At 41.6% G+C, this 15,837-nt stretch carries 12 protein-coding genes; 11 read left to right on the top strand and 1 reads right to left on the bottom strand.

Features of this window, described 5'->3' with window-relative positions; translation table 11 throughout:
* The first annotated feature begins 12 nt into the window (after positions 1–12).
* From OCV43_RS09740 to OCV43_RS09720, 5 genes are all read left to right on the top strand, one after another.
* Positions 13–894 carry a GDSL-type esterase/lipase family protein gene (locus tag OCV43_RS09740; RefSeq protein ID WP_262623980.1) on the top strand — a complete coding sequence of 294 codons (882 nt, stop codon included), beginning with the start codon at positions 13–15 and terminating at the stop codon, positions 892–894.
* A gap of 120 nt (positions 895–1,014) precedes the next feature.
* The gene (locus OCV43_RS09735) at positions 1,015–1,920 is read left to right on the top strand and encodes a hypothetical protein (RefSeq protein WP_262623979.1); all 906 of its coding nucleotides are present in this window, start codon (positions 1,015–1,017) and stop codon (positions 1,918–1,920) included.
* A 157-nt stretch (positions 1,921–2,077) separates the two neighbouring features.
* On the top strand, positions 2,078–3,577 hold the full coding sequence (locus tag OCV43_RS09730) for a radical SAM protein (protein ID WP_022242699.1): 1,500 nt from the start codon (positions 2,078–2,080) through the stop codon (positions 3,575–3,577).
* A gap of 40 nt (positions 3,578–3,617) precedes the next feature.
* A complete protein-coding gene (locus OCV43_RS09725) occupies positions 3,618–4,376 on the top strand; it encodes a DUF6577 family protein (RefSeq protein ID WP_262623978.1) in 759 nt (252 codons plus the stop codon).
* Between the two features lie 228 nt (positions 4,377–4,604).
* On the top strand, positions 4,605–6,857 hold the full coding sequence (locus tag OCV43_RS09720) for a hypothetical protein (protein ID WP_262623977.1): 2,253 nt from the start codon (positions 4,605–4,607) through the stop codon (positions 6,855–6,857).
* Here OCV43_RS09720 and OCV43_RS09715 read toward each other — a convergent pair.
* Positions 6,854–7,711, bottom strand: coding sequence for a patatin-like phospholipase family protein (locus tag OCV43_RS09715; RefSeq protein WP_022242317.1), 858 nt, complete (start codon positions 7,709–7,711; stop codon positions 6,854–6,856). The genes OCV43_RS09720 and OCV43_RS09715 overlap by 4 nt on opposite strands.
* Before the next feature lie 470 nt (positions 7,712–8,181).
* On the opposite strand from OCV43_RS09715, the gene OCV43_RS09710 reads away from it, so the two are divergent.
* The 6 genes from OCV43_RS09710 (at position 8,182) to OCV43_RS09685 (ending at position 15,778) form a co-directional block, all read left to right on the top strand.
* The gene (locus OCV43_RS09710) at positions 8,182–11,643 is read left to right on the top strand and encodes a DNA polymerase III subunit alpha (protein ID WP_262623976.1); all 3,462 of its coding nucleotides are present in this window, start codon (positions 8,182–8,184) and stop codon (positions 11,641–11,643) included.
* An 88-nt stretch (positions 11,644–11,731) separates the two neighbouring features.
* Entirely contained in the window at positions 11,732–12,706 is a 975-nt protein-coding gene (pfkA, locus tag OCV43_RS09705; protein ID WP_117841732.1) for a 6-phosphofructokinase, read from the top strand.
* A gap of 9 nt (positions 12,707–12,715) precedes the next feature.
* Complete coding sequence (locus OCV43_RS09700; protein WP_117841733.1) at positions 12,716–13,489, top strand: TrmH family RNA methyltransferase; 774 nt, start codon at positions 12,716–12,718, stop codon at positions 13,487–13,489.
* A 3-nt stretch (positions 13,490–13,492) separates the two neighbouring features.
* Entirely contained in the window at positions 13,493–13,759 is a 267-nt protein-coding gene (locus OCV43_RS09695; RefSeq protein ID WP_022242313.1) for a hypothetical protein, read from the top strand.
* Between the two features lie 24 nt (positions 13,760–13,783).
* Complete coding sequence (locus tag OCV43_RS09690; RefSeq protein WP_227700395.1) at positions 13,784–14,299, top strand: transcription repressor NadR; 516 nt, start codon at positions 13,784–13,786, stop codon at positions 14,297–14,299.
* 58 nt (positions 14,300–14,357) lie between these two features.
* Positions 14,358–15,778 (top strand): IS3 family transposase gene (locus OCV43_RS09685; protein ID WP_255667861.1). Its coding sequence is split into 2 segments (ribosomal slippage): positions 14,358–14,844 and positions 14,844–15,778, totalling 1,422 coding nucleotides; the frame shifts between segments, so codons are not numbered across the junction.
* The last annotated feature ends 59 nt before the right edge of the window (positions 15,779–15,837 follow it).

The following is a 15,837-nucleotide window of genomic DNA, read 5'->3' as shown; positions in this document are numbered from 1 at the left end:
TGAGGAAATACGATGAAAAAATATAAATTTACTATACTTTTACTGCTGACATTTGTGATTGCATTCCCGGTGATTACCGTAAAGCTTGTAACTGCGGAGCAGGAGAAGAAGGCAAGGCAGGAAGAACTGGCACAGGTGACAGACACAGAAAAAGAGCCGGCGGAAGCAGTTGCCGGAACGGAAGAAAACAGCACAGATAAAGCCGGTACAGGACAGGCAGATATTGATAGTACAGAAAATACAGAAGATAAAACAGGTATCAAGGATAATGAAACGGTGGCAGATACGGAGCAGGAGGGAACCTTTACAACAGAGGATATCAGCTATTTTTCCGATGCCTTATTTATTGGAGATTCCAGAACAGTAGGATTATCGGAGTATGCAGACCTTGGGGATGCGGATGTATTTGCAACGATTGGCTTAAGTTCCTTTAAGCTGTTTGAAACAGAGGTGGATATGCCGGGCTATGGAAAAGAAACTTTGGATGAAGTGTTAAGCCGGAAGAATTACGGAAAGATTTATCTGATGCTAGGTATCAATGAACTGGGATATCCACATGCGAGCATAGAAAAGCAATATCGTGAAGTGGTAGAGAAAATACGGGAAATGCAGCCGGATGCCATTTTATTCTTAGAGGCGAGTCTTCATGTTTCCAAGGCAAAATCCGATTCAGACAGCCTTTATAACAATGCCAATATTGACTGGCTCAATGGTGTGGTGGAGTCCTTATGTGACCAGAAGCAGACCTATTATATTGATGTGAATGAAATCTTTGATGATGGGGCAGGAAACCTCGATGCCCAGTATACCAGTGATGATGCCCATCCTCTAGGAAAATATTATGCCCAGTGGGCAGAATGGATTCTGACGAAAGCTATTGTAAAGGAAAAATAAGACCAAAACCCTTAGGAAAACGCAGTGGAAAACCGATATATTATTTATAAAAGTGTATACAACAGCGAAAGAAATATCCGATAACCGGATAAGCGTTGCAGAAAGGCAAGGGAAGCGTATATGAATGGAATCAATACCAGCTTTAGGACACAGAGCTTATATCAGAATGACGGGACACAGGGAAGTGCAAAGTCAGATGATAAGAAGCAGGATAATAAGAATGACAGCAATGTAATAAAAGGTGCCGGTCTTAACCTGAATCAGACAGATCTGATTGGACAGAAGATGGCAAATGCCCAGAAAGAAGCATTAAAGAAGATTATGGATACATTTTCCGGTGAGCATGCAGTGGATGAAGAGATGGACGAGCGGCGTGCCCACATTAAGGAAATTGACAGCGAGATAAAAGATTATCAGAGTGAAATCCGCGACTTACAGAATAAGGAAGCTGAATTAAAGGGACGTTACCAGGTAGCGGATGGCAGCCAGGAAGAGGCAGACCTTGACCTTTTAAAGAAAGCCAGTACAGCAGAAGGAAGAAGCATGCTTTCCAAAGAAGAATTAGAGCATGTCTCAGAATTAAAGAAAGGCGGAATGACAGACTATCAGAAAGAGTCCATGGACTACTATAAAATGGAGTCAGAATACAGAAGCAAGATAAAAGACCTTGGAAAGGAAAGAGCCGAGGATAACGGATACCTCCGGGCAGTACATACGGAACGGTTAAAGCATCATGATATGATAGACAGCCAGAAGGAAGCGGAAGAAATATTAGACAATGCATCCGATGAAGCAACATTAGGACTGATTGGGGAAGCAGTAGACCACATCGATGAGACTATCAAAGAAAATGAGAAAGATACGGATAAGAAGGATGCAGACAAGAAAGAGGATAAGAAGACTGATACAAAATTAGACAAGGAAACCCAGAGCAGCCTTTTAAAGAGTGAAGCAGAGAAAAAGGTTGCGGAGCATAAACTTGCCGAGGACGATATCAAAGGACTTGTCTATGATGAGCAGTTATAAACAAAATGGACAATTTGTGCTGTCAGATATACAAATTATCGAAAAAGTATAACTTGACCATACAAAAAAATTTTATTGTATATGTCAAAAAAACGCATTGTTTCTTATACTAATAAATGTTAAAATACATAGAAGAAAAAAGAGGGAGGAAGTTAGCATGGCTTCATTCGTTGAAAACACACAGCACAAAGTAGAAAGAAAAGCTTTTGAGATAATGACCAATAGCATCGTAGGTAAGTTGACTAAGACAGATGATATCGCGAAAAGACAGGAAACATTCCTTGAACTTATTGACAAGGCAGAGACTTTCTGGGGAAATGGCGCAGACAAGGCAACATTGGATAAGGTCAGAGAGTATGTAAAGAATCCGGAGAATAGATGGGTGAAGTTTGTAAACCGTGTTCTGGATGAGACAAATCCAAATTATGCTAAGAAATTCCTTCTGAATTTAGGATATGAAGCATTTTTCCGTGGAACAAAGACAATCAGGGCAAACCGTGAGAAGTACAACTGTAATATTCCATGGCTGATTCTTTTTGACCCGACAGACGCATGTAATATGCATTGTGTAGGATGCTGGTCTGGCACATATGGCCACAAGAATAACATGTCCTATGAGGATATGGATAAGATTGTTACACAGGGTAAGGAACTTGGAACTTATCTTTACTTTATGACAGGTGGAGAACCGACTGTTCGTAAGAATGATATTTTAAAACTTGCTGAGAAGCATAATGATTGTATGTTCGGTCTTTTCTCCAACTCTACTCTGATTGATGAGGAGTTATGTAAGAAGATTGTAGAACTTGGAAATATTACATTCCTTCTTTCCATTGAGGGAACACCTGAGACAAATGACGGACGTCGTGGTGACGGACATTATGCAGCCGTTATGAAGGCAATGGATTTGCTGAAACAATATGGTATCATATTCGGAACTTCTATCTGCTATACCAGAGCCAATGTTGAGGCTGTTACCGATGAGAAATTCTTACGTTTCATTGCTGATAAGGGCGCACGTTTCGGTTTCTACTTCCATTATATGCCGGTAGGACAGAACGCAGCTCCGGAGCTGATGCCGACATTGGAACAGCGGGAAGAAATTATTAAGAAGATTCGCTGGGTTCGTACCGGAGACAATGATATCGGATTTTTCCCAATGGACTTCCAGAATGACGGAGAATTTGTTGGCGGATGTATTGCCGGTGGACGTAACTACTTCCATATTAATGCACAGGGAGACGCAGAACCGTGCGTATTTATCCATTTTTCGGATTCGAATATCCATGATAAGTCAATCCTTGAGATGCTACAGAGTCCATTGTTTAAGGCATATCATGAAGGACAGCCATTTAACAGAAACCACCTGCGTCCATGTCCGATGCTTGAGAATCCAAAGCTCTTAAGGGAAATGGTAAACAAGACTGGTGCGAAGGGAACAAACGCTGAGGCAGAAGAGACTGTTGAGCATCTTTGCTCTAAGTGTGACCACTATGCAGAAGAGTGGGGACCGGTTGCAGACCGTATCTGGGCAGAACAGAAACATAAGAAAGCACCTTATGAGAACTATACGGAAGAAAAGAGAGAACATCCGGAACTTGCAGCATTTGAGCATGCGGATGGTTCCGATGGATTAAGAGATGAGGATCTTCAGTAATTAAATCAGATGTTAAAATAGGACTAAATCAGCACTTGTGATGGAATATTCCATCAGCTGGTTTGGTCCTCTTTTTATTTCAGAAGAATGGTCGAATGGACTTGCAGCAGTTTTTAACAAGAAGACATTTTTTGATACAATTACAGATAATGTTGGTGTATTGAGCAAAAGTACTTTGGAAAAATATTTGAAAAAGTATTTGGAATCTGGTGAAATAGTGCGTATTGGAAGAAATGCGTATTGTGCCAGAGGAAAACTAAAAGATTATGAATATGATTATTCTGATATAGCAGTTCATATAGCGAAAATATTGAAGGAGGATTTTTACGATTTAGATTTCAGAATTTCAGAGCTGTATCAAATGAATCGTTTTTTGAATCATCAAATTGCACATAATGTTATTTTTGTCTTCGTAGAGAAAGAATTGTGTATTTCTGCCTTTGAAAGATTGAAAAAAGAGTATGAAGGCAACATACTTATAAATCCAACGGAAGAAGATTTTTTTAATTATAGACGAGAAGATATGATTGTTGTAAGAAATCTTTTGACGGAATCACCAAAAGGGAAAAATGAGGTCTGGCATACAGGTTTAGAAAAATTGCTGGTAGACATTTTTTCGGAGAAGCTGATAAAAGCAATGTTTAGTGAATCAGAGTATCCAGTAATATATGAAACAGCATTTAATTCTTATGTTGTGGATGAGAGTCAGATGTTCAGGTATGCTAAAAGACGAAAAAGCGCAGATAAGATAAAGAAATTTATACAGGAAGAAACGGATGCAAAATTACGATTGGAGTAGAGTAGTTATCAATGATTACTAGAGAGAATTATAGCATGGCGTATTGTAAGAGCAGTCCCGGAACAGAGCTATCATCTGCATTGGAAGCAGGGACGGTATAAGCAATGATATAATCGTTGGCAATGCAGCCAAAGGAAAGGGCTGCGGTGGCACATAAATATAAATACCAGAGCTTTAGATTGCTCAGGCGGACCGTAATAAAATATGCAATAAGGCATACAGACAGGAGTGGGAAAAAGAACATCTCTGGTGGACTTAAAAACCGCCGGGAAGATAACTTTAGATGCAGACGATGTTACTGGTGATGCATTTATCTCTGCCGGTTCAGTTAAGCTTGAGGCGGATCTGTTGGATATCTATTTATCAGGTGGAGCGGTGAAGTATCTGATAGAGGCAACGGATGAGCAGAATGGAGAAATCAGCCTGAAAAAGACTGGTTCCCTGAATTCGTTTAATCTGGTAAATGGAAATAATATAAATGTAACAGAGGCATTTTTTAAAGCAACAGATACTTTCCTGTCATCCAATGGAAACAGTAATTCGAACAGTTCGAGTGGCAGGATAGTTCTTGTGGGTGAAACAATAGCAGAAGGCAATCTTGAATTAGAAACAGTAAAAGATGTAACAATCCGCGCAAAGAAGACTGCGGTAAAAGGAAATCTCGCTGTCAATGCAGAAAATGGATATGGTGTTGAGATAACCAGTGAAGGGGGAGCGGTATCAACCGGAAGTACAGAGATTACGGCATCTTCATTAGTTGTTATGCTGCAGGCAAATGGAGATGCTGCCATAATCGAGGGAAATGCAAAGATAAATGCAAATATAATATCCATGCAGAGTGCGAACAATGCAGCAATTGCAGGGGATGCAGACCTTCAGGCACGAAATTACATTACACTTCTGGGAGCAGAAGGGCATTCTGTAATAGGGGGAAGCAACATTTTAATGAATGCAGCAGGCGGTGAGCTTTCCATATCCAGAACCGGAAGTGCTGCTACCGATACTCCGCCACTTCTGGGAGGAACATTGCAGACGCAGAATGATATCGTAAAATATAGCGATGGCGGGGAAAACTGGGTACAGATAATGGCAACCGGCGAGACATATGATGCAGATAACTGTGAACATCCGATTTTAGCAGGATATTCTGGCAGATGTATGGTCTGTGGAGAATATGACATAGAATATGCAGAGCTGATTGGAACGGATGGAACGACTAAGAGAATGCTGAATGGAGACTTCGGTGGAACCGGAGCACGTAATGATTTCAGATACCTGGAAGATGGAGATACCATCAAATTTGTGAAGGATATTTATGGAAATGGAAGAACCGCAGCAATCGGAGACAGTAAAGCCGTAACCCTTGACCTGAACGGACATACATTGATTCTGGATACGATTTCCTCAGGGAACAATCTTACCATTGCAAATGGTAACTATAAGGGAAAGATTACTAATAGCGGTGTCGGACTTACAAAGGAACTGATCTTTAAAAATGCAAAAGCAGCACTGAATGATTTACAGTGGATGACGAACAATGGAGTAAAGCTTGAGGGAAGTGAAGTTACAGTATCCGGAAATGACGGTTCTGGACAGTGCTGGTTAGAGAAGCTTACAATGGATGAAGATTCAAAGCTGGTATTAAAGAATGTAAGCCAGGGTATTTCGAATTATGCTAATGTTGCACTGGAAGAAAGCCTGGGAACAATCCGGGGATTCCTGCCAAAAGATTTTTCTATCGCAAATAGGAAGAGAAATCCGGCAGATGTTGATTACAGAAATACCATTGTGGATGCAGATGGTCAGATTGCCCAGAATGTGGAGCTTCGTTATCGTAAGATGACAGATGCAGATTTATCAGCAACATTGAATCCAACGACCTATACTTATGATGGAACAGCAAAGGAACCGGAAGTACTTGTGGTATATGACGGACAGACACTGACAAAGGATACGGATTATACCGTTGCTTATTCGGATAACAAAAATGCAGGAAATGCAGAGGTAACAATAACAGGTATTGGAGTGTATCATGAAGCAGCACATCTGCAGTTTACGATAGGGAAGGCAGGTCAGGCGGCACCAACAGGACTGAAGGCTGTAAATATCAGTAAAACAGGTGCAAGTGATGGAGCCATTGAAAACCTGACTACTGCAATGGAATACAGCACAGATGAAATTCATTGGACCAAGGTTACAGATGGTACAAAGATAAACCAGCTTACAGCAGGTGACTATTTCGTACGGTATGCAGAGACAGGGAACTATCTGGCTTCTGCATCTACAAAGGTGACAGTTGCCGTAAAGGAAGACCCTTCCACTGGAAACGGTTCCAATACGGTAGCCCTGACGGGAACAACACAGAAGACGGCAACCATAAAAACTGGTGATGAAACACCGGTTGGAAGAATACTGCTTCTGATGTTTTCCGCAGCTGGATTACTGGTTGTGGCAGCTGCTGGCAGAAAGAAATATTGTTAATTGTTTAAGAAGGCACGCAGCGCATCCTTTTGTGCTTTATAATCACTGATTCCTAAATCATAAAGCTCCTGCATGATTTTCGGGTCAGTGGTAAAAGTGCCAATCTTAACCTGATGGGACGGTGCAAAGAGAAATGCCCGTCCTTCTTTTTGTAATTTTGCAGCAACTTCTACCGAGTGCCGGTAATTTAAGTGTCTGTTATCAATTGCAGTAATCGTATTTGGAAATTTCCGTAACATCTTTTTGTAAAGAAAACGGTAACTCTCCGGCTGCTTGACATAGCCAAGTGGACGGCAGTAGATAATTACTACCTTGTCGCAGCCATCTGCAATGGCACGTTCAACCGGAATGGAATCTGCAACACCGCCATCATAGTAATAATTGCCGTGAAAAGAAATCGGTTTGCAGAAGCCCGGAAGGGCACAGGTTGCCATAATGCCGCGGTAATCATCACGGCCTAAATCTTCTTTGGAAAAATATTCTGCCTTTCCGGTGGCAGCATTGGTTGCCGGAAAATGAAATTCACTTGGATTTGCTGCTAAGGCATCATAATCCAGCGGGTCGTTTCCTGTGGAATTGGTTAAGGTTCCGTAAATATATTGAAGCCCGAAGAGAGAACCGGTTTTAATCAGATTTTTGATACTGATGTAGCGGGGGTCTTTTACATGCTCTATATAGAAACGCAGATTACGGCCACGCTGCCCGGCAAGGTAAGAAGCAGTATTTGCCGCACCGGCAGATACCCCCATACAATAATCAAATGTAACATTGTCGTCTAAGAAGGCATCCAGAATTCCGGCACTGTAAGCACATTTCATACCGCCGCCTTCTACAATCAATCCAGACTTTTCCATGATATTCACCTCTTGAGATATACTTCGTTAATTTTTTCACATATAGTTTAGCACATTGAAGAAGAAAGTCAAAATACATTTTTTATTGTATGTATATTCCGGGAAAATATAAGAGTTTGCGGCATTCGGGCTGCTACCCATATGTCACTGCATTGTTAAGAGTCTCTAAGAATTTCATGAAATATAAAAAAAGTTCCGGCAACCGGCACAAATTCACATCCATGTTCATCTGTGCCTTGCTGGCACGTCCATGTGCCAGCATTGCCAGTTTTGGTGAGAAATTCTAAGAGTCTCTAAACAATTTCGTTAATATATGGGTAGCAGCACGAATGCCGCAAATTGATATAATTTCCCCGGAATAATCCACACAGAATCTCCTTCCAGTCGTTGAAACCTTCTGCAAAAAACGCTATAATATGAGACAGTGATAAAAGGCGAAGAATAGAAACAGTGGAAGAGAGGAAGCGGGAATGGCATTTGCCCATTTACATGTACATACAGAATACAGTCTGTTAGACGGTTCAAATAAAATAAAAGAATATGTGGAGAAAATCAAGGCACTTGGCATGACAGCAGGGGCGATTACCGACCATGGTGTTATGTATGGTGTCATTGATTTCTATAAGGCAGCCAGGGAGGCGGGAATTAACCCGGTTCTTGGCTGTGAAGTCTATGTGGCTCCCGGCTCCAGATTAGACCGCGAGATGGTACATGGAGAGGACAGATACTATCATCTTGTGCTTCTGGCAGAGAATAACACAGGCTATAGCAATCTGATGAAAATTGTATCCAAAGGCTTTGTGGAGGGATACTATTATAAGCCGCGTGTGGACATGGAAGTGTTAGAAAAATACCATGAGGGAATCATTGCCCTAAGTGCCTGTCTGGCAGGTGAAGTACAGCGTAATCTGGTACGTGGAATGTATGAAGAAGCAAAAGAAGTAGCTTACCGCTATGAACGCTGTTTTGGAAAAGGCAATTTCTTTTTAGAGCTGCAGGATCATGGAATTCCGGAGCAGAAGCTGGTAAACCAGCAGCTTCTTCGCATGAGTCAGGAGACCGGAATTGAGCTGGTAGCAACCAATGACGTGCATTACACCAATGCAGAGGATGCAGAGCCTCATGACATCCTGCTCTGCCTTCAGACCGGAAAAAAATTAGCGGACGAAGACAGAATGCGTTATGAAGGCGGACAGTATTATGTCAAATCCGAAGAGGAAATGAAATCACTTTTTCCATATGCACTGCAGGCACTGGAAAATACCCAGAAGATTGCAGACCGCTGTCATGTGGAAATTGAATTCGGACATACCAAGGTACCGCATTTTGAGGTGCCGGAAGGCTATGATTCCTGGACTTATTTAAATAAATTGTGTCATGAAGGACTGGATAAGCGGTATGGAGCCGATGCACCAAAATACTTACAGAAATTAGATGACGAGCTTGCCGTTATTAAAAATATGGGATATGTGGACTATTTCCTGATTGTGTGGGACTTTATCCATTATGCGAGAGAGCATGATATTATGGTGGGACCGGGACGAGGCAGTGCCGCAGGAAGCCTTGTTTCTTACACCACCGGAATTACAGATATTGACCCGGTTCGTTACAATCTGATTTTTGAGCGTTTCTTAAATCCGGAACGTGTATCTATGCCCGATATTGATGTGGACTTCTGCTTTGAACGAAGACAGGAAGTTATTGATTATGTGGTAGAAAAATATGGCAAGGACTGTGTGACACAGATTGTAACCTTTGGTACGCTGGCAGCCCGTGGAGTAATCCGTGATGTGGGGCGTGTCATGGATTTGCCTTATAATTTTGTGGATACGATTGCCAAGGCAATTCCAAATGAACTGGGAATTACCATTGATAAGGCACTGTTGATGAACCCGGAGCTTCGGGGCATGTATGAATCCGACGAGTCAGTAAAGAAACTTATCGATATGTCAAGAAGATTAGAAGGCCTGCCGAGGCACACTTCCATGCATGCAGCAGGTGTTGTAATCAGTCAGAAGCCGATGGATGAATATGTTCCGTTGTCAAGAGCATCCGATGGCACCATAACCACACAGTTTACCATGACTACCATTGAAGAATTAGGACTTCTGAAAATGGATTTCTTAGGACTCCGGACACTGACTGTAATCCAGAATGCAGTCCGTCTTGCAGAAAAGAGCAGCGGTAAAAAAATTGATATGAATGCCATCGACTATAACGATAAGAAAGTGCTAGACTCTCTTGGAACTGGCAAAACCGATGGTGTCTTCCAGTTGGAAAGTGCCGGAATGAAGAACTTCATGAAGGAGTTAAAGCCACAGAGCTTAGAGGATGTTATCGCAGGCATTTCTCTTTACCGTCCGGGTCCAATGGACTTTATTCCGGCTTATATCAAGGGAAAAGACCACCCGGAAAGCATTACCTATGACTGCCCGGAATTGGAGCCGATTCTGGCGCCGACCTATGGCTGTATCGTATATCAGGAACAGGTTATGCAGATTGTACGTGACCTCGCCGGTTATACATGGGGCAGATCTGACCTGGTGCGCCGTGCCATGTCTAAGAAAAAGGGCAAGGTAATGGAGCAGGAGCGGAAGAACTTTGTCTATGGTAATCCGGAAGAAAATGTTCCGGGCTGTATTGCAAGAGGAATCGATGAGAAAGTGGCAAACAAGATTTATGATAACATGATTGACTTTGCCAAATACGCATTTAATAAATCCCATGCGGCAGCTTATGCAGTGGTTGCATATCAGACCGCATATTTGAAATACTATTATCCGGTAGAGTTTATGGCAGCGTTAATGACATCAGTCTTAGACAATACTTCCAAAGTCTCAGAATATATCTACACCTGCCGCCAGATGGGAATCGCAATTCTGCCGCCGGATATCAATGAAGGCGAGGGTGGTTTCTCCGTATCCGGACAAGCAATCCGCTATGGACTTTCTGCCATTAAGAGTATCGGAAGACCGGTGATTGATGCCATTGTGGAGGAGCGTAAAATCCGTGGGCCGTTTACCACGTTAAAGGATTTTATTACAAGACTTTCCGGAAGAGAAGTGAATAAACGGACCATAGAAAACTTTATCAAAGCGGGAGCCTTAGACGGACTGGAAGGAAACCGCCGTCAGAAGATGATGATATACGGTTCTCTTTTGGATGCACTGAATCAGGAAAAGAAGACCACAATGGCTGGTCAGATGACACTTTTTGATATTGCACCGGAAGAGGACAAGGCAGAGTACGAAATCAAGCTTCCGAATGTAGAAGAGTATGACAAAGAAGTGCTTCTTGGCTTTGAAAAGGAAGTCCTGGGCATATATATCAGCGGACATCCGCTGGAAGAATATATGGAGCGTTTAAAGAAGAATACCAATGCCGTTACCACAGACTTTGTACTGGATGAAGAGACCGGAACCCTTAAGGTATCGGATGGCGCAAAGGTGCGTATCGGTGGAATGATTACCGATAAAGTCATCAAGTATACCAAGAGTAATAAGGCAATGGCATTTATTACGTTAGAAGATCTGGTGGGAACAGTGGAAATCATCATTTTCCCGAAGGATTATGAGCGTTATGCAAAATATCTTGAAAATGATGCCAAAGTATTTGTGGAAGGCCGTGTAACTGCAGAAGAAGACCGTAACGGCAAGCTTATTTGTGAGAAAATCATTTCCTTTGATGAAGTGAAACAGGAGCTGTGGCTGCAGTTTCCAAGTAAGAGCGATTTCGAAGAAAAAGAAGGTACTCTTTATGGAAAAATGATGGATGCCGATGGCTCAGAGCATGTCGTTATTTATCTTGCAGCAGAAAAACAGATGAAGCGTCTGCCGGAAAACAGAAATGTTGCAATTACAAAAGAGCTTTTAGAAGAACTTGGGAATTTCTTAGGTAAAGACAATGTAAAAGTTGTAGAAAAGTCGTTGTAGCCATTGCAAAACCACAGTTTAAGGATTAGAATAAAAATGATTGGATAAAGAACAAAGAGAAGTGTTTACATATAGGAGGTAACAGGGAATGTCAAAAGAAATTCAGACAATTGGTGTTTTAACCAGTGGCGGGGATGCTCCGGGCATGAACGCTGCTATCCGTGCGGTAGTAAGGGAAGCTATTGCAAAGGGAAAGAAAGTAAAAGGAATTAAGAGAGGTTATGCAGGTCTTTTGCAGGAAGAGATTATTGATATGGAAGCAAAAGATGTAGCAGACATTATCCAGAGAGGTGGAACAATTTTACAGACTGCACGTTGTCAGGAATTCGTAACACCGGAAGGACAGCAGAAGGGTGCTGAAATCTGCAGAAAACATGGCATTGATGGAATTATCGTAATCGGTGGAGACGGTTCCTTTAAGGGCGCACAGAAGCTGGCAGCACTTGGAATCAACACCATCGGATTACCGGGAACCATTGACCTTGATATTTCCTGTACCGATTATACCATCGGTTTTGATACCGCAGTAAATACTGCCATGGAAGCCATTGATAAGGTACGTGATACCTCAACCTCCCATGAGCGCTGCTCCATCATTGAAGTAATGGGCAGAGGTGCAGGCTACATTGCACTGTGGTGTGGTATTGCCAATGGAGCAGAGGATATCCTGCTTCCGGAGAAATATGATTATGACGAGCAGAAGCTTGTAAATAATATTATAGAGAACAGAAAACGTGGAAAGCAGCATCATATTATTGTAAATGCAGAAGGTATCGGTCATTCCGCAAGCATGGCAAAGAGAATTGAAGCAGCAACCGGAGTTGAAACCAGAGCGACCATCTTAGGACACATGCAGCGTGGTGGAAGCCCGACCTGTAAAGACCGTGTTTATGCATCTACCATGGGATGCATTGCCGTAGATTTGCTGTGCGAAGGCAAATCCAACCGTCTTGTAGCATATAAAAATGGTGAATTCGTAGATTATGATATTGACGAGGCACTGGCAATGACCAAATCCATTCCGGAATATCAGTATGAAATCTGTAGAAATCTTTCCAGATAGGATGTTATTATGATTACCAGTACAGCAAATCCGCAGGTAAAAAATTTAATTCAGTTAGTAAAAAAAGCCAAAGTTCGTAATGAACAGAGGCTTTTTGTTGTGGAAGGAATCCGTATGTTCCGGGAAATCCCGGAAGGCTGGCTTGATAGAATTTATGTTTCCGAGCATTTCATGGAAGAGGAATCCCATGTAAAAGTTCTGCAGGGGAAAAATTATGAAGTACTTGCCAATCATGTGTTTGAAAGTGTGTCTGATACCAAGACGCCGCAGGGAATCCTTTGTCTTGTGAAAATGCCGGATTATACCTTAGAAGAAGTAATACCAAAGGAAAATGCCCATCTTCTGATTCTAGAAAGTATTCAGGATCCGGGCAATTTAGGCACGATGTTCCGGACCGGAGAGGGAGCGGGAATCAGCGGAATTATCATGAACCGCACCACTGTAGATGTTTTTAATCCAAAGACCATCCGCTCCACTATGGGCAGTATCTTTCGCGTACCATTTTTCGTGACGGAAAACCTGCAGGATATATTGATGCAGTTAAAGTCCCGGAAAATAAAGCTTTACAGTGCCCATCTGCAGGGCAGTGTTTCTTATGAGGAGCCGGATTATAAAGAACCCACAGGCTTTTTAATTGGAAATGAAGGAAATGGATTATCGGATGAGATTGCCAGAATGGCAGATACCTATATCCACATTCCAATGGCAGGAAAAGTAGAATCACTGAATGCAGCAATTGCGGCAACACTGCTGATGTATGAGGCAGCACGTCAGAGGAGGTAAGGGATGTTCCGGTTATGGGCAAAAGAATTTAAAGACAATCATATGTTAAAGGATACCACCATCTGTGATGACTCCGGGGATACCAGAACCCATAAGGTGTTCCGGGCATTAGATGAGGTGTGCTATACCTTTGATTTGGGAAAACCAATCTGGTTAGACCGCAATGTGGATGAATTTAAGCGGCATGCAAAGACCAGGTTTTATCAGGATAATTTTGTGGAAGAAATTGAATTTGATTTTTTGGAAATTCATGTGATTGAAGAGGATTAAGTAACTGTGTCAGGAGGAAAGAAAATGGAAGGGCAGATGCGCCGGGATACCATCATTAAGATGCTGGGGGAGAAGGGAAAACCTTTGTCCGGAACAGAATTGGCAAAAGAATTAGGAGTCAGCCGTCAGGTGATTGTACAGGATATTGCATTGCTTCGTGCAGTAAATAAGAATATTTTAAGCACCAACAAAGGCTATGTGCTCTATGACCCTTCGGAAGAGATACAGAAAGCAAGAAGAACCATTGCAGTAAGCCACAGTGATGAACAGACACAGGATGAGCTTTATACCATCGTGGATTTCGGTGGAAAAGTCTTAGACGTCGTAATCGAGCATGATATTTACGGACAGATAACGGTGGATCTGATTTTAAAGAGCCGTCAGGATGTGGACGAATTTATTGCAAAGGTTGCAAAGAGCAAGGCAAAGCCGCTTAAGACACTGACCGGAAATAAACACTTTCATACCGTAGAAGCAGATTCAGAACAATTACTTGACATCATAGAAGAAAAATTACGGGAAAAAGGCTACGCAAGATAACTGTACCGACCCCCAAAAGTTAGACCTAAAAATCTAACGATTGGAGGTCGGTATTTTTATGGCTAAATATTCTTTTGAATTCAAGAAAAAAGTAGTTCTAGAATACATAAATGGAGAAGGTGGCACACAGTATCTTTCTACAAAGTATGGGCTTGGATCAAATTCTCAGCTCAGGAAATGGCTTGCTGCGTATAAAGAATTCGGAGATGAAGGATTAAAACGTTCTCGAAAAAAAGAGAACTACTCTTTCAAAAAGAAGCTTTCTGTTGTAGAGTTATATTTATCAAGTGAAATCTCGTATCAAGATTTGGCTCTACAAGAAGGAATTACTAATCCGTCAATGATTGTCAATTGGGTTAATCGCTTTCGAGTGGCGGGTCCTGATGCGCTGAGACCACGTAAAAAAGGACGAAAGAAAACATTGAACACATCTGATGACAATACACAAAACAAACTCGTTGAAGAATCTTCTGTTGATACAAGTGCAGAGCATGTAAAAGAACTAGAAGAAGAACTTCTTAAATTAAGAATCGAGAATGCGTTTTTAAAAGAACTGAGGAGACTGCGTTTAGAGGACGAAGCAAAAATGAGAGAACGGCAAGAATCATCAGCAGCCTCCGAAGACAGTTCAAATTAAAAGACCTTCTCTCATATACTGGAATGCCAAAAGCCACATATATGTATTGGCAAAAGCGTTTTGATAGAAAAAATCCGGATCAGGAAATTGAGGAAAAGATACTCGAAATTCGTAAAGAACATAAGGATTATGGATATCGTAGGATTCTCGGAGAACTTCGTAATCAAGGATATTCCATAAATAAAAAGAAAGTTCAACGTATTGTTCAAAAGCTCGGATTACAGGTGATATCCTATACTCGTAAAAGCAGGAAGTATAGTTCTTATAGAGGTAAGATTGGCACCGTTGCACCGAATAGGATTCGCAGACGTTTTGATACACATATACCTCATCAGAAAATCACTACAGATACCAGTGAGTTCAAGTATTATGAAATTGATGAGAAAGGACATGTGACTATGCATAAGCTTTATCTCGATCCGTTTATGGATATGTGTAATGGTGAAATACTTAGCTACGGGATAGATCAGAGACCTTCTGCCAAAAACGTAATGGATGCTTTAGATAAAGCAATTGAAACTACTGCGGACTGCCCATACAGAAGAACTTTTCACTCAGATCAGGGATGGGCTTACCAGATGAAGGCATATTCCCATAGACTAAAAGAAGAACGGATATTTCAAAGCATGTCCAGAAAAGGAAACTGTCTGGACAATTCCGTAATGGAAAATTTCTTTGGACTGCTCAAACAAGAAATTTACTACGGTGTTGTTTATTACAGCTACGAGGAATTAAAATCAGAGATAGAACGTTTTATAAAATACTACAACGAGAAACGAATAAAAGAAAAGTTGGGATGGATGAGTCCTGTTCAATACAGGCTCCATCTTTTAGCTGCATAAAGAAAAACGAGACGACCGAAGTCGCCTCGTAAAAGTCTAACTTTGAGGGGTCACCTCAA

Source organism: Roseburia amylophila (genome assembly GCF_025567465.1).
In the GTDB taxonomy this organism is placed as follows: Bacteria; Bacillota; Clostridia; order Lachnospirales; family Lachnospiraceae; genus Roseburia_C; species Roseburia_C amylophila.
Note: the sequence above shows the minus strand (reverse complement) of the source record. Positions and strands in the feature narration are given on the sequence as shown.